The organism is Accumulibacter sp., assembly GCF_031732815.1.
In the GTDB taxonomy this organism is placed as follows: domain Bacteria; phylum Pseudomonadota; class Gammaproteobacteria; order Burkholderiales; family Rhodocyclaceae; genus Accumulibacter.
Window position 1 is genome coordinate 16,319 of record NZ_JAVMKF010000078.1, and the last position, 20,664, is coordinate 36,982.

Below are 20,664 nucleotides of genomic sequence, written 5' to 3' on the forward strand. Positions count from 1 at the left end.
GCACAGACGACCTTGACCACGTTCGGGTTGAAGAAATCGCCCGCATCGCTCAGTGGGTGGGCAACCGTTGCCATGTCGGCGCCACTCGCCGCCAGACGCGCGGCGGTCTGTTCGATCAGTTGCGGGTCGATCAGCGGCTCGTCACCCTGCACATTGACGACCATCGTCTCATCGTCCCAAGCGAAGCGTTCGACGACTTCGGCCAGACGATCAGTGCCGGTGGCGTGCCCGGCAGCCGTCAGGATAGCGCGCATGCCGTGCCGCTCGGCGGCCGCCAGCACCTCTGGATGGTCGGTCGCGATGACCACTTCATCCGCCGTCGAGAGCAGCGCGCGCTCGGCGACCCGCACAACCATCGGTTTCCCGCCCAGATCCAGCAAGGGCTTGGCAGGCAGTCGTGTTGACCCGTAGCGCGCCGGGATGACGACCTTGAACGGCACGCCAGCGGCCAGCTTCAATCCGCCTCGCCGGTCACCGCGCGCGCCTCATCCGGCAGCATGATCGGGATTCCGTCGCGGATCGGAAAAGCGATCTTGCAAGGCTTGCATACCAGTTCCGACTGCGCCTTGCGGTACTCGAGATTCGCTTTGCACACCGGGCAGACGAGGATATCAAGCAGACGAGCATCCATGGAGTTTCTCCAGTATCGTCTCGAACAGGTCGGCGTGACGCTCAGTGCCACTGATGACCGCCTCAACCGGCAGCACCCAGGCGTCTGCGGAGACGTATGCGGCGCATTTTACCGCATCTTTCTCGGTCATCAGCAGGACACCATCGCGCGCGAAAAGGAGATCGGCAGCGCTGTAAGGATGGTGGTCGGCAAAGGCGCGAGCGTCCACCTGCAGGCCGAGTGCCTCCAGATGCCGGAAAAAGCGCTGCGGATTGCCGATCCCGGCGAGCGCATAGATCTTGCGCCCCGACCAGTCGGCAGCAGTGCAACTGCGCAACTCACCGTTCGCCGCCACGAAACGCTCGCCAACCAGCCGCATGGCAAAATTTGGCAACGCCTGCGCCGCATCCGGCAAGACCTCGGGCAGGCCGCCGTTCCAGACCACGGCAGTGGCCTGGCGCAGCCGCCGCAGCGGCTCGCGCAGGGGACCGGCCGGCAACAGCCGGCAGTTGCCATGGCCGCGCTCGTCGAAGACGACCAATTCGATCGAGCGCTGCAGGCGATAGTGCTGCAAGCCGTCATCCGAGACGATCACGTTGCAATCGGCGTGCGCAGAGAGCAGTGCCTGAGCGGCAGCCACACGATCGCGGCCAATGAAGACCGGCACGCCGCTGCGCCGGGCGAGCAGCAAGGGCTCGTCCCCGACGAGCGCGCAGGGCGAGTCCGGCGCAACCGCCAGGATCTGCCCGCTGCGCCCACCGTAACCGCGGCTGACGATCCCTGGCCGCCAGCCGCTGGCGCGCAGGCGCTGAACGAGCCAGAGAACAAGAGGCGTCTTGCCGCTCCCGCCGACGGTCAAGTTGCCGATGACAATGACCGGTACCGGCAGACGGCAGGCGCGCAGCCAGCCGCAACGATAGGCCACCCGTCGTAGGCCGGCGAGAGCACCATAAAGCGAGGCAACCGGCAGCAGCAGATAAAGCGGCGCGCGCAGACGAGGTTCATACCACCAGCGCGCAAGACGCTGCGCGAGGCCGCCGAAAAGCATCAGGGCGGGGCTTGCGTGGCGAACGAAATCCGCACCAGGCCGGCGCTCTGCGCCGCCTGCATGATGTCTACGACGCTTTGATGAGTCGCCTTGGCGTCAGCATTGATGACCACGACTGGATCCCGGGCTTCGCCGGCGGCACGCCGCAAGGCTTCGCTGATCGTCGGTGGAGTCGCCGCCGCCAGCGGCGCCTTGTTGACCAGGACCTGCCCGGCAGCGGTCACCACCACGTTGATCTCGTTTGGTTGCTCGTTCTGTTTGCTGGCCTCGGCGGTCGGCAGATTGATCTCGAGGCCGGAGAACTTGGCATAGGTGGTGGTCAACATGAGGAAGATGATGATCACCAGAAGGACATCGATCAGCGGAATCAGATTGATCTCGGGCTCGTCGCCGCTGCGCCCACGTCGGAAGTTCATCGGCGGTCTCAGGACGAGCGTTCGCCGTGCAGAACCTCGACCAGGCGTACCGCCTGCTGCTGCATCTCGATGATGAAACCGTCGACCAGCGCGCGGAAATGGCGCCAGAAGATCATGCTCGGAATCGCGATCAGCAAACCAAAGCCGGTGTTGTACAGGGCCACCGAGATCCCATGCGCCAGCTGGATCGGGTTGCTGCCGCTCGGCGCCTGCGAGCCGAAGATTTCGATCATGCCGACGACGGTGCCGAACAGGCCCATCAACGGGCTGATCGAAGCGATCGTACCGAGTGTCGTCAGGTAGCGCTGCAGATCGTGCGCAACGACACTGCCGACTTCCTCGATGGCGTCGCGCATGATATCGCGCGAACTGCCGACATTGCGCAGACCTGCACCGAGCACGCGTCCGAGCGGCGAATGCGCGTCCAGTTCGTCGGCCATCGCCATGCTCGCGCCGTTCTTCCGGTATTCCGCGACCACCCTCTGGAGCAGGCCTGAGGGAACGACTCTGGCGCGCCGCAAGGCCAGCGAGCGCTCAATGATCAAGGCAACGGCAATCACCGACGCCAACAGCAGAGGCCAGATTGGCCAGCCAGCAGCCTGTACGATGGCAAACACGGTTTTCCCCAAAGGATGTCAACAGAAACGTGGCACTTTAGCCTGCGTCAGCGCCGGCAGCAAGCCCCGCTCCGTCGGCAAGTCGGCCAAGCTATCCCGGCAGGTTGTGGACAAGCGCTCGCTCAGCCTGTTGGTGAATCAGCTAAGTTGCGATTCCACAAGGCTCTTCGCCGCTCTGCCCAAAAGTCGGGCAGGGAGCTGCGCGAACGCTGCCGGATCGGCAATGGGCGGCAGACCGTCCAATGTACAATGCACCAATGTTCGACACCCTGCCAGACGCCGCCAGTCTCGCCCAGCCGACCGCGCCGATTCCGATTTCGCTGCTCAATCGCCTGGCGCGCGAGCGGCTGGAAGCAGCCTTTCCGCTTTGCTGGGTCGCTGGTGAAGTGTCGAATCTCAGCTACGCCGCGTCCGGACACGTCTACTTCTCGCTCAAGGACAGTTCGGCCCAGGCCCGCTGCGTCATGTTCCGCAGCCGGGCGCAACTCCTTGGCTGGCGACTCGAGAACGGTCAGCACATCGAGGCGCGCGTCCTGGTCACGCTTTACGAGCCGCGTGGCGATTTCCAGCTCAATGTCGAAGCGGCCCGCCAAGCGGGTGCCGGCAGCCTTTTCGAGCGCTTCCTGCGCTTGAAGGACAAACTCGAGCGCGAAGGACTGTTTTCGCCCGCAGGCAAGCGGCCGTTGCCCGCCTTCCCGCGGCGCGTCGGCATCGTCACCTCGCCGCAAGCGGCCGCTTTGCGTGATGTGCTGAGCACACTTGAACGACGCGCGCCGCAGGTCGGGATTGTTCTCTACCCAAGCCCGGTGCAGGGTGAAGGCGCCGGGCTGCTGATCGCCCGCGCGATCGAGTGCGCGGGTCAGCGTGGCGAATGCGACGTCCTGATCGTTTGTCGCGGCGGAGGCAGCATGGAGGACCTCTGGGCGTTCAACGACGAGGCGGTGGCGCGCGCCATCCGTTCCAGTCCGCTGCCGGTAGTCAGCGGAATCGGCCACGAAACCGACTTTACGATTGCCGATTTCGCCGCCGACCAACGCGCACCTACACCGACCGCGGCGGCCGAACTGGCCGTTCCCGAGCGAGGCGCGCTACTCGCCCGCCTGGCGACCCAGCGGGCAAGCCTGCAGCGCTCGCTTGCCCGTCGGATCGAAGCGCATGGCCAGCAACTCGACTGGCTCGCCCGGCGCCTGCAACACCCGCTTGACCTCGTCGCGCGTCGGCGCCAGATCCTCCAGCAGCACCACAAAGACCTCCGGCTGGGCATGCGGCAAGCTCTTGCGCAAGCCACTGGCGCGCTCGCCGACGGCCGCCGCCGCCTGCTCATCAGCCGACCCGATCCCACGCGCCTGCGTACCGAGCTGGAGCGAATTGCCGAACGCCTCGTGGCCGCCCGCCAGAAGACCGTGCACGACAAGCACAACGAGCTTGCTCGCTTGGCCGACGGCCTCGCCCATCTCAACCCGACGGCGGTGCTCGCGCGCGGCTACGCCATGGTTGCCGACGAGCAGGGGCGCCTGGTGAATGACAGCAGGGCGCTGGAACCTAAGCAGCGCGTCGCTGTCTTCCTCGGGCGAGGACGCTTCGCCGCGCGCGTCCTGGCACTGCAGCACGACAGCGGCCAGGCGCCTGATGGCCGGACCATTGTCAGCGCTTGGCACCCCGACTAGAATCCCGCCACCTGAGGACAGCGGTAGCGCTTGACCCGACGTCGGTCTGGTCGGCTTTGGCCTGTGCCATGCGCTGTCCGGCTGGCGCATGGCTGGTTTGGTCTCATCTTCCTGTAGCACCTGCTTTCCCGCATAACGAATGACCCTCACGGAGAACGACAAATGGAACATCTGTTGCCGCAACTTCCCTTTGCCAGCGATGCGCTCGCCCCGCACATGTCGCAGGAGACGCTTGAATTCCACCATGGCAAGCACCATCAGGCCTATGTCACCAATCTCAACAATTTGATCAAGGGAACCGAATACGAAGCGCTCGAGCTCGAAGCGATTGTCACCAAGGCGCCCGCCGGCGGCATCTACAACAACGCTGCGCAAATCTGGAACCACACCTTCTTCTGGAATTGCCTGAGCCCGAACGGCGGTGGCGCTCCGAGCGGAGCGCTGGCCGCGGCAATCGACGCCAAATGGGGCAGTTTTGCCGACTTCGCCAAGGCCTTCCAGGCGTCAGCAGTCGGCAACTTCGGTTCAGCCTGGACCTGGCTGGTCAGAAAACCGGATGGATCGGTCGACATCGTCAATATGGGAGCGGCCGGAACGCCGTTGACCACTGGCGACAAGGCGCTCCTCTGCATCGACGTCTGGGAGCACGCGTATTACATTGATTACCGCAATCTGCGGCCAAAATTCGTCGAGACCTTCCTGGCCAAGCTGGCCAACTGGCGCTTTGCCGAAGCGAACTACGGCGGCTAGACGTTCAGGCGTCGCCTGGCAGACTGCACGACCCGTCTGTCAGCGCGCGGCGGGCGGGAGGTACACGCGGCCGGCCTTTGACGCTCTCCTGCCCACTCTCCTGCCCACTGTCCTGAGCCAGGCGTCGACGAGCAGCCGATCCGGCGCTCAGGTTCGGAACTGAGCGACCGTACCGCGCAGGCCAACGGCCAATTCGCTGAGCGTTTTTGCGGCACCGGCCGTTCCCTTCGCCGCCACGTTGTTCTCCTCCGACGCCTGGGCAACCTGCTCGACGCGCTGCGCGATCTGCTGACTGGCAATCGACTGTTCTTCGATGGCGCGGCCGATCTCGTTCACGACCGCCAGCACCTGGTCGACACTCGCGCGAATGCTGCGGATTGCCGCACCCGCCGCACCAGCCAGCTCGACCCCGCGGTCGACCTGGTGCACGGCGGTATCCATTGAGGTGAGTGAGTTGTGCGTCTCCTCCTGAATCCTTACCACCATCGCATTGATCTCGCTGGTCGCCTTGCCCGTGCGCTCGGCAAGCTTGCGCACTTCGTCGGCGACGACGGCGAAACCGCGGCCTGACTCGCCCGCGCGAGCCGCCTCGATCGCCGCGTTGAGGGCCAGCAGGTTGGTCTGATCGGCCACTTCCTTGATCACCTGAACGACCGTCGAGATCTTCGCCGAGCTTTCGTCAAGCACGCTGATCGCCCTGGAAGTCCGCCGGACGGTATCGGCAATCCGGTTGATTTCGCTGGTCGCGTCTTCGATGACACCGCCCCCGCTGTCAGACAAGCTGGCCGCCTCGTTGGCGGTTTTCAAGGCGTCGCGGGCGCTTTCTGCAACCTGGCTGATGCTGACCGACATTTCTTCGACGACCGCCGCCATCGAGGTCGCCGACTCGCTCGTCATCCCCGATGCTGCCGCCGCCTGCTGGGCTGAACTGGCCAGCGATTGCGCAGCGCCTTCGGTACGCTCGACGGTCGCTGTGATGTCCTGCAACAGCGCGCGCAGATGGGTCTGCATGTGCTGCTGATGCGCCATCAGGCTCTGCGTATCGTTCACCCGCAACTGCAGATCCTGCCGCAGATCGCCGCTGGCAATCCGCTGGACGAGCTGGCGTACGTCTTCCGGCTCACCGCCGAGTTGCCCGGCAATTCGGCGGTTGACGACAAACGCGATGCCGACGGCGAGGACGATCGCCAGCAGCAAGAGCCCCGACATCAGGTTTTCAGCGAGCGCGTGCGCGCCGGCGGCTTCCTTTTCCTCCTGCGCCTTGCTTTCCTGCTGCAGCTCGATGAAGCGCTCGCTTGCGGCGGAAAGTTCGCGCTGTATACCGCGCGCCTCGCCCTGAATCAGGCTCTGCATGGCGAGTAGCTCGTCTTCCTTGGCAAGCTTGACGACCTGCTCGTTGCTCTGCGTGTAGCGCGCGTTGAGCGCCCGCATCGTGCCGGCGAGCTCGCGTGTTTCGGCGCGCCGCTGCGACTGCTCGAGTTCCTCGGCCAAACGCTCGTTCGCCTTGCCGGTGGCGGCAACGCGCTCGAGTTCCTTGCCGCGCTCGTCGGCCGCGACCACCAGGGCATTCAACTGGTAGCGGCGCATGGCGTTGACGCCCTCGGCGATTTCACGCGCCAACGACTCGTTGCGCCCGGCGCGCACGATGTCATCGACGTGCCCGTCGACGATCTGGAACTGGACGATGGCAAAGGCGACCAGCGTCGTCATGACGACAATCACGGCGCCAAAGCCGCTCCACAGAAGCGTCCTGATCTTCATCCCCGTCTCCTCCTTAAAAACCTGTCCAAATTCCCCCCGATACACTTTGCCCTACCACAAATCGATTGTCAATTCAATGATTTTATGTGGAACAAGAGCAGCGCCCTGAACGCGCCCTCCTTGGCCCGGCCAGTCAGGCGTGCAGGGCGGCGCTCACCGGCGACGCAAGCGGTACTCCTGGACGAGAGTGTAGAGGGCTGGAATGACGACCAGCGTGAGGAGCGTAGACGACAGCATGCCGCCAACCATCGGCGCGGCGATCCGGCGCATGACTTCCGACCCGGTGCCGCTACCCCACATGATCGGCAGCAGGCCGGCCATGATCGCGACCACTGTCATCATCTTCGGCCGCACGCGTTCGACGGCGCCTTCCATCACCGCTGCCGCGAGATCCGCCGGCAGCGGCTGGCGGCCGGCCGCAAGCGCTACCTGCTGCGCTGCCGCCCAGGCCTGCTGGAGATAGATGAGCATGACGACCCCGGTCTCCGCGGCAACGCCGGCAAGGGCAATGAAGCCGACGGCAACCGCGACGCTCAGGTTGTAATCCAGCAGCCAAATCAGCCAGACGCCGCCGACCAGGGCAAAGGGAATCGAGAGCATGACGATAAAGGTTTCGCTCAGCCGACCAAAGTTGAGATAAAGCAGGAAGAAGATGCTCAGCAGCGTCACCGGAACGACAATCTTCATCTTGTCGATTGCCCGCTCGAGATACTCGAACTGGCCGCTCCACGTCAGGTAGTAGCCAGGTGGAAAACTGACCTGTTCGGCAACTGCGCGCTTCGCCTCGGCAACGTAGCCGCCGATGTCGCGGCCGCGCAGGTCGACGTAGATGTAGGCGGCGAGCAGCGCGTTTTCCGTGCGTATCGCCGGTGCCCCCTTGACGATCGCAACGCGCGCCAGTTGCCCGAGCGGAATCATCGCGCCGTCCATGGTCGGCACGAGGACCTCGCGTGCCATGCTTTCGGCATCGCCGCGCAGTTCGCGCGGATAGCGCATGGTGACAGCAAAACGCTCGCGGCCTTCGACGGTCGTGGTCAGCATTTCGCCGCCCAGCGCGCTGCCGACTACCGCCAGCAGGTCGCCGACGGCCAGGCCGTAGCGCGCGAGTTGATCACGCTGCGGATCGATATCGAGGTAATAGCCGCCGGTGATCCGCTCGGCGAAGGCGCTGGTCGTGCCGGGAACTCGTTTGACGGCGACCTCGATCGCTTTCGCCAGCCGTTCCAGCTCGTTCAGGTCGTTGCCGAAGACCTTGATGCCGATCGGCGTCCGGATGCCGGTCGACAACATGTCGATGCGCGCCTTGATCGGCATCGTCCACGAGTTGGCGACACCGGGAAACTGCAGCGCCTGGTCGAGCTCGCTGACCAGCTTGTCGATCGTCATTCCCGCACGCCATTCGCTCTCGGGTTTGAGGTTGATGATCGTCTCGAACATCTCGGTCGGCGCCGGATCGGTTGCCGTGTTGGCGCGCCCAGCCTTGCCATAGACCGACGCCACCTCGGGAAAGCGCTTGATGATCTTGTTCTGCGTCTGCAGGAGTTCGGCCGCTTTGGTGATCGACATGCCGGGCAGCGAAGCCGGCATGTAGAAGAGCGTACCTTCGTTGAGCGTCGGCATGAACTCGGAACCCAGCCGAGCAGCCGGCCAGAAGCTGAGCACCAGCGCAACGCCGGCAAGAACGACGGTGAACGCCTTGCGCCGCAGAACCCAGGCAATCACCGGCCGATAGACGAAGATCAACCAGCGGTTCACCGGATTGCGCGCCTCGGGCAGAATCCGCCCGCGAATGAAGAGCAACATCAGGACCGGTACCAGGGTCAGCGAAAGCCACGCCGCACCAGCCATGGCGAAGGTCTTGGTCCACGCCAGCGGGGCGAACAGGCGGCCCTCCTGCGCTTCGAGCGTAAACACCGGGAGGAAGGAAATCGTGATGATCAGCAGCGAGAAGAAAAGCGCCGGACCGACTTCCTTGCCAGCGGCAATGATCGCCTCGCTCCGCTGCTGCGTGTCGGCCGTCGGCGGCAGTCGCTCGAGGTGCTTGTGCGCGTTCTCGATCATGACGATGGCCGCGTCGATCATGGCACCAATGGCGATGGCCAGACCGCCCAGGCTCATCAGATTGGAGTTCATGCCGAGCAGGCGCATGGCGATGAAGGCAATGAGCAAGCCAACCGGCAGCATCAGGATGGCGACCAGCGCACTGCGGACGTGCAGCAGGAAAGCGATGCAGACGAGTGCGACGATCGCCGACTCCTCGAGCAAGGTCGTCTGCAGCGTGCGGATGGCGCGCTCGATCAACTGTGAGCGGTCATAGACCGTGTCGACGCTGACCCCGGCCGGCAAACCTGACGCCGCCTCGCCTATCCTTGCCTTGACGTTCTCGATCACGGCCAGCGCGTTCTCGCCGTAGCGCGCCATGACGATTCCCGAAACGACTTCGCCTTCACCGTTCAGTTCGCTGACTCCACGCCTTTCGTCGGGAGCGAGTTCGACGCGCGCAATGTCGCGGATGAGCACCGGCGTTCCGCCCGCGGCCTTGACCGCGAGTTGCTCGATGTCCTCACGGCCACGCAGATAGCCTCGGCCACGCACCATGTACTCGGTCTCCGCCATCTCGACGACGCGACCGCCGACATCGCGGTTCGAATCGCGGATCACCTGCGCCACCTTCATCAAGGGAATGCCGTAGGCGCGCAGCTTGTCGGGATCGACCGTCACCTGGTAGGTTTGTACGAAGCCGCCGAGTGAAGCCACCTCGGCCACGCCAGCCGCCTTGCTGAGCGGATAGCGCAGGTACCAGTCCTGGATCGTGCGCAGTTCGGCCAGCGTCTTGTCCCTGGCCAGCAAGGCATATTGATAGACCCAGCCAACCCCGCTGCTATCCGGCCCGATCTGCGGCACGACGCCTTTCGGCATGCGTCCGGCTGCCGCGTTGAGCGCTTCGAGGACGCGCGAACGCGCCCAGTAAATGTCCGTTCCATCGGCGAAAATGACGTAAACGAAGGACGCGCCGAAAAACGAGAAGCCGCGCACGACGCGCGATCGGGGCACGGCGAGCAGCGCCGTCGTCAACGAGTAGGTGACCTGATCCTCGACCACCTGCGGCGCCTGGCCGGGATACTCCGTGTAGACGATGACCTGCACGTCGGAGAGATCGGGCAGCGCGTCGATCGGCGTCCGGAGCACGGCGAAGATCCCCGCCAGGACGACGCAGGCGGTCGCCAGCAGCACCAGCAGACGGTGGCGCGCCGACCAGTCGATGATTGCATTGAGCATCTCAGTGCCCCGCGTGGTCGCTGTGCCCGCCGCCAGCCGCGTGCCCACTGTGTCCGGCGTGCCCGCCGGGAGCGGCCGGGGCGGCCGGGGCGGCCGGCGGTGCAGCGTGCTGGGAATGGTCGGCAGGCAGCGCGCTGCCTTCAGCGGCTCGGCCAAAGCCACTGATTGCCGCCTGCAGGTTGCTTTCCGCGTCGATCAGGAAATTCGCTGCGACGACGACGGCCTCGCCCGCCCTCAGCCCGTCAATCACCTCGACATGCTCACCGGCGCGTGTCCCCAGGCGCACGACGCGCGGCGAGAAACGCCCCTCGCCGCTCTGCACGAGGACGATGCGGCGCACGCCGCTGTCGATCACGGCCGAGACCGGCACGGTCAGCACACGCCCTGAACTGCTCGCCGACAGTTCGAGCGTGGCATACATCGCCGGCCGGAGCAGACCGCCCGGGTTCGCCAACTCGACGCGTACCGGCACGCTGCGCGTCTCCGCCTTGAGCATCGGGTAAATGTAGGCGACCCGGCCGGTAAACACCTTGTCGGGAAAGGCGTTGATACGCACCGTCGCCGGTTGGCCGACGCGTAGGTGCGCGATGTCCTGCTCGAAAACGTCGGCGATGGCCCAGACGGAGGACAGGTCGGCCACCTGATAGAGCATCTCGCCGGCGCTAAAGCGCATGCCGGCAACGGCCTTCTTGTCGACGACCACCCCCGCCGCCGGCGAGCGCAGCGTCAGCAGGCGCTGCGCCTCGCCGCCCGCGCGCAGGCGGCTGATCTGCTCGGCCGAGATCTCCCAGTTGCGCAAGCGCGCCAGACTGGCCTCGGCCAGTTGCTGCATGCTGCGTTGCGCCTCGGCTCCCGCCTCGGCGAGCGCCTGCTTGCCGTGCACGGCGAGCAGATATTCCTTCTGCGCCGAAACGAGTTCGGGGCTGTACACCTCGGCCAGCGGCTGACCGCGCACCACCGGCTGACCACCAGCGGCAACGTGCAGTTTTTCGATCCAGCCGTCGAAGCGGGTCGAAACAGCGTACAAGCGTCGCTCATCGACCTCGATGCGGCCAGCCGCGCGCACGCTGCGCGGCAATTCGCGCAAGGCGGCAAGCTCGGTTCGCACGCCCAGCTTCTGCACTTTGTCGCTGCTGATCGACACGCCGGCTTCGCCTGCCGGCGACGTTTCGTCGCCGGCGTAAACCGCGATGTAGTCCATCCCCATGGAATCCTTCCTGGGCACCGGCGAGGTGTCGGGCAAGCCCATCGGATTGCGGTAGTAGAGCAGCTTGCGCGCCGGCTTGCTGCTCGCCGCCGCTGCGGGAGTTTCCTTGTCGCCGCTCGCTTCGCCACTGCGGCTGCCCCACTGGTAGCCGCCGGCAAGCGCGGCGAGCGCGATCAACAAACCGCCGACGACCAACTGTCTGTTCATAGATCCTCCCCGAGCAAGCGTTCGATTTCGGCCAGGCGAATCTGCGCCTCGGTTTGCGCGCGCAGGCGATCCAGTCTGGCCTGCCGGATCTGTCGCTGGGTTTCGAGCAAGGTTGCAAAATCGAGCCGGCCCGTCTCGTAGCCGGCGAGCGCCGCCTTGAAAGCGATTTCGGCTTGCGGCAGCAAGGCACTGGCGATCAGTTGTTCGAGGCGGCGCGCTGCTTCCAGTGCCGCGACGTTCTCGGCCAGATCGGCGGCGACCTGGTTGGCCACCGCCTCCTTGCGCGCGCGCGCGGCAGCAGCCAAGGCCAGCGCTTCGCTTTCCTGCGCCCGGCGACTTTCCCGCGCAAGCGGAATGTTCACCTCGAACATCAGTTCCCATTCGGCAACGCGACTGCCCACCTGGATCGGCGAAACGCCGATCGTCACATCCGGATAGCGATTCTTGCGCACCAGCTCGCCACTCGTCTCGGCCGCCAGGAGCTGAGCCTCCTGCGCGGCAAGCTGCGGATTGGCGGCGAGCAGACGCGCGCTCAACGCGCCGTCGGCGAGCTGCTCGGCCGACGGCAGCGGACGCAGGACACGGGCCTCGGCCAAGGGTGCTGTCGGCGGTCGGCGCAGCAGCCCGTTCAGGCGCGCCGCCGTCTGCCGGGATTCGCTCTCCAGGCGCAGGCGTTCGCCGCGCAAGTTGCTCTTCTCGACCTGCGCCCGGATGACGTCCTGCTGCGCTGCGAGTCCGCCGGCGTAGCGCGCCTGCGCGAGCCGTTCGAGCGTCTCGGCCAGGCGCAGCAGTTCGCCGTTGAGCTGCAGGCTGTGCCCGGCCAGATAGTATTGGGCAAAACCCGTCTTCACTTTCGCCGCCAGTTCGCTCCATGCACTGGCCCGACGCGCCTCGGCCTGCGCTGCGTCGGCCTCGGCGACCTGCCTTTTCAGGTCGCGCTTGCCCCACCAGGGAAACGTCTGGGCGAGGGTATATCTGGTGCTCCCGACGCGCCCCGGCAACAGATTAAAGCTGCCATTGTCGGCCCGGTTGGTGACGTCACGCAGTTCGAGCCGGCCGATCGGGTCGGGCAGCGCAGCAGCCGAGTGCACGCGCGCCTGGGCCGCTTCGAGTTCGAAACCGCTGGCCGCCAGATCAGCATTCTGCCGACGCGCGAGCACCAGCAGTTCGTCGACCCGCGAACCGGGAAGTCCTGCCGAGGGAATGTCGGGTGCTTGCGCCGAAGCAAGCGCCGTAGCGAGCAGCAGGCAAAGTGCGCTCAGTCTGCGCGAGAAAATATCCATGTTCGTTGCGTCACCGAGTTGTGGCAGACCAGCCGACCGTTGGCCGACCAGGCGACTCGCAGCGAGTGCCGGCGGCAATCAGGCAGGGAGAAAGGCGAGAAGAGCCTTCGCTGTCAGAAGCGAATGGCGACAGGCGGTGGGTTGGGCTCTTCCGGCAGGTGTGAAGCGGGTTGCGCTTCACCGCGGACAACCAGGACCGACTGCCGCGGCCCACCGGTCGGGACTCGCGCCGAAGCGGGCAGCACGCCGGCGCCCGCCAGGTGACAGATCGCGCAATGCTCGCACGACGCTTCGCCGGCCGCGGTCGACGCGTCGTCGAGCTGCGCGTCGCTGGCAGCAGCCACAGCATCGGCCGTGCAGTGCGTGCCAACCTGCGCGCCCGACGACGGCGCAGCCACCTGCCACGGCATGGCCAGCCCGGCCAGCGTTTGCAGCGGCAGCACGAGGGCAAGCAGAAAGGCGATGAACTTGCGCAAGGGGGGCAAACGGAGAAGAAAGGAAAGGCAGGCGATGGAGTCTATGCCGCACACGGCGCGCCCGTCAAGCGCAAATCCTCTGCCAACCGGTTGAATCGGTTGCCACAAGGATCGCGCGGGCAGGCGAGCGATGCAGCGCGAACGCGAGCGCGCTCTGAGTGTCTTGCGCATTAGCTCGCTGGCCAATGGTCGACAAGCTGCATCGTCAAACTCTGCCTTTAACCACTGGCAGCGCGCCCGCGCCCGGCCATCGCTCTGGGTGGCGCCGTCGAGCGCGACTTTCCCAGGCCGCGGCGGCGCCGACGGTTTCAGCCGGCGCGCTCCTCGCTTACAATCTGCAGGTGGTAGCACTCGCGCGCGGCGCGCCGGTTCTGCCGACACGACGCGCGTCGTAGCGTGGCGACGGCTGCGTCGCGTACGGCCGTCAGGTCAGGGCGAAGGCTTGCCTTCGCTCTGACGCGGCGAACCCAGGAACTCGTCATGCTGCAGAAGATCTCGCTCATCGTTCAACCAGGCGACAGCTTTTTCCCGATCGTGCGCGCCGTCGACCGGGCGGTACGTACGATCAATCTGACCGTCTACCGGATGGATGACCCGATCATCCAGCTCGCCCTGGTCGACGCTCGCCGACGCGGCGTACGCATTCGCGTGCTGATCGCGAGCAGTGCGCGCGGCTGGGAAGAGAAGAATCGCAAGCTGCTCAAGGACGCCAAGGAAGCCGGAATCGCCACCCGTGAACCCGCCGGCGACAGCAAGCGAGCGCGTTATCACTACAAAGTGATGACGGTGGATGCCGAACAGGCGTTCGTCTTCACCTTCAATCCGACGCGCGAGAACCTGCACTACACGCGCGACTTCGGCGTCGAAACGCACGATCCGGCGATCGCCAGCGAGATCGACCGGCTCTTTGCGGCCGACTGGAACGACCGCAGCTTCACGCCGGACGAGGCGCTCCCCCTGCTGATCAGCCCGTTCAACAGCCGGCAAAGAATCGAGCAGTTGCTGGGCAGCGCACGCACCTCGATTCAGATCGCCGATGCCAAACTGACCGACCCGGCGATCGTGCGCCTGCTCGTCGACAAGGCGAAAGCTGGCGTTCAGGTTCGCGTTCTCGGCGACGAGGAGCACGGCAACATCTTGCCCGGGGAAATCGAATTCCGCGCGGTGCCACGCTACAAGCTGCACGCCAAGTGCGTGATCATCGACGGTGCGACGGCCATCATCGGCAGCATGAACCTGCGCACCGAGAGTCTCGACCGGCGCCGCGAGCTATCGATCACGGTCGATGACCGCGAGGTCCTGCGTCGGCTGAGCGCGGTTTTTGCCAGCGACTGGGAGCACAAGACGCCGTCTTTCGACAGCACCGATACGCAACTGATCAGGCTGCCGAAGGATCTGCCAGTCTCGCCGGGGCGAGCCACAAAAAGCGGTTTCGTGCTCGTCTCGCGGACCAACGCCCTCGCCCGCCATGAATTGCGCGAGGGCGTGACCAGCCTTGGCCGGGCGCCGGAAAACGATGTGGTGATCAGCGACGCGCCGGTGAGCCGACACCACGCGCTGATCACGCTCGACAAGGGGAGTTGCCGAATCACCGATCTCTACAGCGGCAACGGCACTTTCCTGAACGGCGAGCGGGTCCACGGAACCACCTGGCTGTGTGCCGGCGATGTGATCCGGATTGCCGAGAGCGAAGAGTTCCGCCTGCTCGAACTCCTCTAGCCCTTACCGCTTCGCATTGGTCACCGGCCGACCCCCGCCGGAATCGCCCGATCGGTCACGAGTGCAGCATCTGCAGGCGCGGCTGTGCGACCCCATGTCACATTCCCGACGAGCGTCCAGCAACCTACCATCGGCGACTGATCAGCGCGGCAGCCATCCCGGCGGCCGCCGACTCACCCGAGGAGAGAAGATGTTGGATTTTCACCGGCCGCGCCGTGTGGCGCTGGCCGTTGCCCTTGCCTGTTCGGGAATGGCGAGTGCCGAAGCAGCCGAGCGAGGCGAGTCGGACGCCCCGATGCTCGGCGACATCGTCGTCAGCGACTCGAAGATCCAGTCTGTGCCGGCAGCGCTTTCGCTCACGCCCGCTCGCCTGCGCCAGATGCGCGCGGCGACGAGCGACACGGCCAGCCTGTTGCGCGACATCCCCGGCGTCGACCTGCAGGCGGGGGGTGGCGTTTCCAGTCTGCCGGTGATTCATGGTCTGGCCGATGATCGTCACCGCATCAAGCTCGACGGAATGGACTTGATCTCCACCTGCCCCAACCACATGAATCCGCCGCTGTCCTACATCGAGCCAAGCCAGGTCGGCAGCCTGACCGTGCACAGCGCGCTGCCGCCGGTCAGCGCCGGTGGCGACAGTATCGGCAGTACGATCATCGTCAAGTCGCGGCCGCCACGCTTTGCCGCCGCGCGCGACGTTCTGCTCAACAGCGGCGAGTTCGGCGCCTACTATCGCTCGAACGGCGGTGCCTTCGGCGGCAATCTTGCCGCGACGCTGGCCAGCGACCAACTGAGTGTCGGCTACCAAGCGGCCTACGCCGAGTCCGACAACTACCGCGCGGGACAAGCGTTCAAGACGACGCGCGAAACGGGGCGCGCCGGCCACCGGCTGGCGCTCGACGAAGTCGGATCGAGCGCGTACCGGACCGCCAGCCAGGCGCTCGGCCTGGCCCTGCGCCACGAGAACCACCTGATCGACCTCAAGTTCGGCTGGCAGAACGTTCCCGAGCAGCTTTACCCGAACCAGCGCATGGACATGACCGACAACCGTCAGCAGCGGGCAAACCTGCAGTACCAAGGGCAGTTTGCCTGGGGAAGCCTGGAAGCACGGGCCTACCGCGAAAGCGTCCGGCACAAGATGGATTTCGGCACCGACAAGAGGTTCTGGTATGGCACAGCCACTGGCGGCCCGACCGCTGCCTTCGCCACGCCGTGTTCGCCGATTGGCGTCAACTGTGCAGCCGGCATGCCGATGGAAAGCGAGAGCAGCAACCTCGGCGCCTCAGTGCACGCCGCGATCGATCTGAGCCCGCAGGATCTGCTGCGCGTCGGCGTCGATCAGCAACGCTACCGTCTCGATGACTGGTGGCCACCGTCCGGGGCTGGCATGTGGCCGGGGACGTTCTGGAACATCAACAACGGCCAGCGCGATCGCCTGGGCGCCTTCGCCGAATGGGAAGGACGCTTGAATGCGCGCTGGACGACGCTTCTCGGCGTACGCTACGAACGCGTTCGCATGGACGCGGACATGGTGCAAGGCTACAGCACGGCCAGCGGCGCGACGGGCAATCAGTATGCCGACGCCAACGCCTTCAACGCGCGCAAGCATGCGCGGACCGACCACAACTGGGAGATGACGGCGCTTGCCCGGCATGTGCCGAATCGCGCTGTCGACCTCGAGTTCGGCTTCGCACACAAGGTGCGCTCACCCAATCTTTACGAGCGCTATACGTGGTCGACCTGGTCGATGGCGGCGGTGATGAACAACTTCGCTGGCGACGGCAACGGCTACCTCGGGAATCTCGATCTGAAACCCGAAAAGGCCTGGACGCTGAGCGCTACGCTCGATTGGCACGCCGACGATCGAAGCTGGGCGTTGACCGCGACGCCGTATTACACCCGGGTGAGCGATTACATCGACGCGCTGCGCTGCACCAGCGGCGCATCATGCACACCGGCCAACGCGACTAGCAGCAACAGTTTCGTCGTCCTGCAATATGCCAACCAGGCGGCGCGCCTGGTCGGCGTCGACCTCTCCGGACACGCTCCGCTCGCCGCAACAGCACTTGGCAGCTTCGCCGTCAAGGGCAAGCTCGGCTATACCAACGGCAGGAACCGCGACACCGGCGATTCCCTGTACAACATCATGCCGCTCAACGCCCGACTCAGCCTGACGCATACCCTGGGCGGCTGGGACAATGCCGTTGAGCTTGTGACGGTAAAACGAAAGGACAAGGTGGCAGACGCGCGCAATGAAATCCGGACGCCGGGCTACAGCCTGGTGAATCTGCGCGCCAGCCACACCTGGAAGGACGTGCGCGTCGATTTCGGCATCGACAACGTGTTCGACAAGTTCTATGTCCAGCCGCTTGGCGGTGCATACCTTGGTCAGGGGACCACCATGAGCATCAACGCCGTCCCCTGGGGGATCGGGCTTCCGGGTATGGGGCGCTCGTTTTACGCCGGGATCAGCGTCAAGCTGTGATACCGTCGCGCGCCGCGCGCGGGCTGGTCGAGCGGGGCAAGAAAGCGGTATGTGTATGTTCGCCGAATGGACGCGTCGCCTGCCTCTGACCAGGTCGTCAATCTCCGCTGGCGGAAGCTCGACCATACCGTCTCAGGCAAATCGGTCAATGTGAAAGAAAACTCCAGGCTGAAGGGGTCAGGACAGCGCTGAAAGGTGCCCGGCACAGGGCCGGGCCAAGAGAGAAAGGTGTAAGCAACGGTTTCCTGCGACCGATTGCGCATCGGCCAAACCGTATGGCTCAGGCGATCTGGCGCACGCCGCCGGCAACCGGCGCTGCCTTGCGCGCACCAAGCAGCTTGCAGGCAAACAGCGCGAGGAACAGCGTGCCGAACGCGAAGACGATGTCACCCGGCACGCGTGCCCAGACGAAGCCCTCCATCAGCGCGCCATGCACGAACTCGGGCGAACGGGCGAACCAGACGCCGTGCGTGATGCTGGCCCATGCTTGGCCGATGCCGGCGGGCACCAGCGACATGAAGACCATCATCGCCAGACCGATGTTCAGCGACCAGAAGGTTCCGGCGAGCAGCCGATCGGACCATGCGGCACGCGGGAAAAGGCCGCGCAGGCAGAAGAGCATGAGGCCGATGCCGAGCATGCCGTACACCCCGAACAGCGCCGCGTGACCGTGCGCTGCGGTCATATTCATGCCCTGCATGTAGTACAGCGCGATCGGCGTGTTGATCGAGAAACCGAGCAGGCCTGCCCCGACCACGTTCCAGAAGCCGACTGCGATGAAGCATAGAATCGGCCACTTGTAGGCAGCCACCCATTCGGCCGCCTGCGAACGCTGGTAGTTGCGCCACGCCTCGACGCCGATCATCGCCAGCGGCACCACTTCCAGCGCCGAGAACATTGCGCCGATGGCGATCACCGAGGTCGGTGTGCCGGTGAAGTAGAGATGGTGCAGCGTGCCGAGGATGCCGCCAAACAGGAAGACGATGGTCTCGGCAACGATGGCGGTGTTGGCGGCGGCAGCGCGAACCAGGCCAAGACGGGTGAACAGGAGTGCGATGACGGCGGTGGCGAACACTTCGAAAAAGCCTTCGACCCAGAGGTGCACCAGCCACCAGCGCCAGTACTCGATCATCGAGTAGTGCGTTTGGCGGCCCCAAGCCAGCGAGGTCGCGTAGAAGCCGCCGATGCACAGCGCGGAGAGGAAGACCATGGCGATCAGGCCGCGCGATTCCGAAGGTGTCTTCAGCGCCGGCCACAAGCCACGAGCGAGCAGCGCCACCCAGATGAGCAGGCCGACGAAGAGCAGGATCTGCCAGACGCGGCCCATGCTGGTGAACTCGAGGCCCTGGTTGCCGATCCAGAAAGCGAATTCGTTGCCCGGGTTGTGCAGGCTGCCGACCCAACCGGTGGCGGTGGATCCGGCGACGATGAAGAGCAGCGCGTAGAACAGCAGGTTCACGCCAAGCTTCTGATACTTCGGCTCATGGCCGGAGATCGCCGGCGCAATGTAGAGGCCGGTGGCAAGCCAGGCGGTGGCGATCCAGAGCACGGCAAACTGCGTGTGGATGGTGCGGCTGACCGTGAAGGGCAGAATCTCGCCGATCGGGATGCCGAACAGCGCGGTGCCTTCGACCGCGTAGTGCGCGGTGAGCACACCCATGCCGACCTGGGCCAGGATCAGCGCAATCACCACGAAGAAGTACTTCCGCGTCGCCAGCATCGACGGCGTCGGCTTCAGGCTGAACAGCGGGTCGGTCTTCGGCGGCAGCGGGTCGCTTTGCTCATGGCGCGAATGGAAGAAGATCATGCCGGCGATGGCGCCGATCATCAGGATGACGCTGGCGATCGACCAGATGCCGGTGCCGGCGGTCGGCGTGTTGCCGACCAGCGGCTCGTGCGGCCAGTTGCTGGTGTAGGAAAGCCCGCTCTCGCCCGGGCGATCGGTGGTCGCCGACCAGGCGCTCCAGAAGAAGAAGGCGGACAGCGCCTCGCGGTCTTCGGCGAGCTTGAGCACCCCGGGCAACATCGCGTACTGCTCGCGCAGAGCGGCGAGCGAAGCTTCGTCACTGAAGAGGTCGACGTAGTGCTGTGCGACCTGCTGCACGGCCTCGGCGCGTTCGGCGGACAGGGTGACGACGTTCGTAGCCGCGTCGTGCGTGTTGCGGCGCATCTCGCTCTTCAGCTCGGCGTCGAGGGCCGCCTGCTGGCCGGCCTGCAGGTGGGCGTAGCCGGTGCCGTGCTGTTGCTGCGCACGAATCTCGCGCAGCGCGATCGCCTCGCGATGCAGCCAATCGGCCGACCAGTCCGGCGCCAGGTAGGAGCCGTGGCCCCAGACCGAGCCGAACTGCTGGCCCCCGGCGGCGAGCCAGGCCTCCTGGCCGCGCTGGACGCTGCCTTCGGCGAAGAGGACTTCGCCCTTCGAGTTGACGACGGCCCTGGGAATCGGCGGGGCGCTGACGTAGATCTCGTTCCCGACCCAGCCAAGCGCGGCGAAGGAGAGGACAAAGATCACCGCCAGCCAGGTCCAGAGCTTGCGTGTGGCGTGCATGGCGTTTCCTTTCGTGGTTGATGAACAGCATAAGAAGAGTTTTCTATGCATCTTTTAGGAGGGATATTATTCGAAGCCCTTGAAAGATGCAACTGCTATGCATCTTTTGCGGCAAGCTGCCGCAATGGGGTCATCCGGAATGCCGGTGGATCAGGCGACAGGGAAGAAGGTGAGGATGCTGCGCTCGCTCCTGCCGACGAGATCGGCCAGCGTCATCTCGTCGAGCACCTTGAGGAAGGCGGCCAGCGCCCTGGAAAGGCCGACTTTCAGCTTGCAGCCGGGATCGAGAATGCACTGACAGCCCTCGGCAGCGAAACACTCGACGAGATCCATGCACGGTTCCATCTGGCGCACCACCTCGCCAACGACGATCTGACGCGGCGGACGGGCAAGGCGCAGGCCACCGCCCTTGCCGCGCAAGCCCTCGACGAAGCCGGCCCGGATCAGCGCGTTGACCACCTTCATCAGGTGGTTTCGCGAGACGGCGAAGCGATCAGAGATCTCCTGGATGGTAACCAGTCGGTCCGTGTTGCTGCCGAGATAGATCAGGGCGCGCAGGGCGAAATCGGTGTGCTGGGTGATATACATGAA

At 65.2% G+C, this 20,664-nt stretch carries 16 protein-coding genes; 4 read left to right on the forward strand and 12 right to left on the reverse strand.

Annotated features, from left to right (window positions below; all coding sequences use genetic code 11):
- From kdsB to RKP46_RS06525, 5 genes are all read right to left on the reverse strand, one after another.
- Window positions 1–458, reverse strand: a 458-nt coding sequence (gene kdsB, locus RKP46_RS06505) for a 3-deoxy-manno-octulosonate cytidylyltransferase (RefSeq protein WP_409194111.1), incomplete at its 3' end; no start/stop codon positions are given.
- Window positions 455–631, reverse strand: coding sequence for a Trm112 family protein (locus tag RKP46_RS06510; protein ID WP_311105889.1), 177 nt, complete (start codon window positions 629–631; stop codon window positions 455–457). The genes RKP46_RS06510 and kdsB, both read right to left, overlap by 4 nt.
- A complete protein-coding gene (gene lpxK / locus RKP46_RS06515) occupies window positions 612–1,658 on the reverse strand; it encodes a tetraacyldisaccharide 4'-kinase (protein ID WP_311105890.1) in 1,047 nt (348 codons plus the stop codon). The genes RKP46_RS06510 and lpxK overlap by 20 nt, the downstream gene beginning before the upstream one ends.
- Window positions 1,658–2,074, reverse strand: a complete 417-nt coding sequence (locus RKP46_RS06520) for a biopolymer transporter ExbD (RefSeq protein ID WP_311105891.1) — start codon at window positions 2,072–2,074, stop codon at window positions 1,658–1,660. Before RKP46_RS06520 ends, lpxK begins: the two co-directional genes overlap by 1 nt.
- Window positions 2,075–2,082: 8 nt before the next feature.
- Window positions 2,083–2,691: a MotA/TolQ/ExbB proton channel family protein gene (locus RKP46_RS06525; RefSeq protein WP_311105892.1), complete on the reverse strand. Its 609-nt coding sequence runs from the start codon at window positions 2,689–2,691 to the stop codon at window positions 2,083–2,085.
- 257 nt (window positions 2,692–2,948) lie between these two features.
- Here RKP46_RS06525 and xseA point away from each other — a divergent pair, with 257 nt between their 5' ends.
- Both xseA and RKP46_RS06535 read left to right on the forward strand, forming a co-directional pair.
- Window positions 2,949–4,358 (forward strand): exodeoxyribonuclease VII large subunit, encoded by a 1,410-nt coding sequence (gene xseA, locus RKP46_RS06530; protein WP_409194113.1) that lies wholly within the window; start codon window positions 2,949–2,951, stop codon window positions 4,356–4,358.
- Window positions 4,359–4,520: 162 nt separating this feature from the next.
- On the forward strand, window positions 4,521–5,108 hold the full coding sequence (locus RKP46_RS06535; RefSeq protein ID WP_311105894.1) for a Fe-Mn family superoxide dismutase: 588 nt from the start codon (window positions 4,521–4,523) through the stop codon (window positions 5,106–5,108).
- 147 nt (window positions 5,109–5,255) lie between these two features.
- On the opposite strand, the gene RKP46_RS06540 is transcribed toward RKP46_RS06535, so the two are convergent.
- From RKP46_RS06540 to RKP46_RS06560, 5 genes are all read right to left on the reverse strand, one after another.
- Window positions 5,256–6,869, reverse strand: a complete 1,614-nt coding sequence (locus RKP46_RS06540) for a methyl-accepting chemotaxis protein (RefSeq protein ID WP_311105895.1) — start codon at window positions 6,867–6,869, stop codon at window positions 5,256–5,258.
- 153 nt (window positions 6,870–7,022) lie between these two features.
- Window positions 7,023–10,148 carry a CusA/CzcA family heavy metal efflux RND transporter gene (locus RKP46_RS06545; RefSeq protein WP_311105896.1) on the reverse strand — a complete coding sequence of 1,042 codons (3,126 nt, stop codon included), beginning with the start codon at window positions 10,146–10,148 and terminating at the stop codon, window positions 7,023–7,025.
- A gap of 1 nt (window position 10,149) precedes the next feature.
- Window positions 10,150–11,562 carry an efflux RND transporter periplasmic adaptor subunit gene (locus RKP46_RS06550; protein WP_311105897.1) on the reverse strand — a complete coding sequence of 471 codons (1,413 nt, stop codon included), beginning with the start codon at window positions 11,560–11,562 and terminating at the stop codon, window positions 10,150–10,152.
- Window positions 11,559–12,845, reverse strand: a complete 1,287-nt coding sequence (locus RKP46_RS06555; RefSeq protein ID WP_311105898.1) for a TolC family protein — start codon at window positions 12,843–12,845, stop codon at window positions 11,559–11,561. Before RKP46_RS06555 ends, RKP46_RS06550 begins: the two co-directional genes overlap by 4 nt.
- Window positions 12,846–12,958: 113 nt before the next feature.
- Window positions 12,959–13,375: a hypothetical protein gene (locus RKP46_RS06560; protein WP_311105899.1), complete on the reverse strand. Its 417-nt coding sequence runs from the start codon at window positions 13,373–13,375 to the stop codon at window positions 12,959–12,961.
- Between the two features lie 426 nt (window positions 13,376–13,801).
- Between RKP46_RS06560 and RKP46_RS06565 the strand changes: the two genes are divergently transcribed.
- Together RKP46_RS06565 and RKP46_RS06570 are read left to right on the forward strand one after the other, a co-directional pair.
- Window positions 13,802–15,040: a phospholipase D-like domain-containing protein gene (locus tag RKP46_RS06565; protein ID WP_311105900.1), complete on the forward strand. Its 1,239-nt coding sequence runs from the start codon at window positions 13,802–13,804 to the stop codon at window positions 15,038–15,040.
- A 190-nt stretch (window positions 15,041–15,230) separates the two neighbouring features.
- Complete coding sequence (locus RKP46_RS06570; RefSeq protein WP_311105901.1) at window positions 15,231–17,525, forward strand: TonB-dependent receptor domain-containing protein; 2,295 nt, start codon at window positions 15,231–15,233, stop codon at window positions 17,523–17,525.
- Between the two features lie 280 nt (window positions 17,526–17,805).
- On the opposite strand, the gene RKP46_RS06575 is transcribed toward RKP46_RS06570, so the two are convergent.
- Window positions 17,806–20,073: a nitric-oxide reductase large subunit gene (locus RKP46_RS06575; protein WP_311105902.1), complete on the reverse strand. Its 2,268-nt coding sequence runs from the start codon at window positions 20,071–20,073 to the stop codon at window positions 17,806–17,808.
- Between the two features lie 150 nt (window positions 20,074–20,223).
- Window positions 20,224–20,664, reverse strand: a 441-nt coding sequence (locus RKP46_RS06580) for an Rrf2 family transcriptional regulator (RefSeq protein WP_311105903.1), incomplete at its 5' end; no start/stop codon positions are given.

Bases quoted from the DNA above. Each gene is read 5' to 3' on its own strand.
- lpxK (WP_311105890.1), bottom strand. From the start codon at position 1,658: ATGCTTTTCGGCGGCCTCGCGCAGCGTCTTGCGCGCTGGTGGTATGAA.
- RKP46_RS06535 (WP_311105894.1), top strand. From the start codon at position 4,521: ATGGAACATCTGTTGCCGCAACTTCCCTTTGCCAGCGATGCGCTCGCC.
- RKP46_RS06575 (WP_311105902.1), bottom strand. From the start codon at position 20,073: ATGCACGCCACACGCAAGCTCTGGACCTGGCTGGCGGTGATCTTTGTC.
- RKP46_RS06540 (WP_311105895.1), bottom strand. From the start codon at position 6,869: ATGAAGATCAGGACGCTTCTGTGGAGCGGCTTTGGCGCCGTGATTGTC.
- RKP46_RS06565 (WP_311105900.1), top strand. From the start codon at position 13,802: ATGCTGCAGAAGATCTCGCTCATCGTTCAACCAGGCGACAGCTTTTTC.
- RKP46_RS06555 (WP_311105898.1), bottom strand. From the start codon at position 12,845: ATGGATATTTTCTCGCGCAGACTGAGCGCACTTTGCCTGCTGCTCGCT.
- RKP46_RS06510 (WP_311105889.1), bottom strand. From the start codon at position 631: ATGGATGCTCGTCTGCTTGATATCCTCGTCTGCCCGGTGTGCAAAGCG.
- RKP46_RS06570 (WP_311105901.1), top strand. From the start codon at position 15,231: ATGTTGGATTTTCACCGGCCGCGCCGTGTGGCGCTGGCCGTTGCCCTT.
- xseA (WP_409194113.1), top strand. From the start codon at position 2,949: ATGTTCGACACCCTGCCAGACGCCGCCAGTCTCGCCCAGCCGACCGCG.
- RKP46_RS06550 (WP_311105897.1), bottom strand. From the start codon at position 11,562: ATGAACAGACAGTTGGTCGTCGGCGGTTTGTTGATCGCGCTCGCCGCG.
- RKP46_RS06520 (WP_311105891.1), bottom strand. From the start codon at position 2,074: ATGAACTTCCGACGTGGGCGCAGCGGCGACGAGCCCGAGATCAATCTG.
- RKP46_RS06545 (WP_311105896.1), bottom strand. From the start codon at position 10,148: ATGCTCAATGCAATCATCGACTGGTCGGCGCGCCACCGTCTGCTGGTG.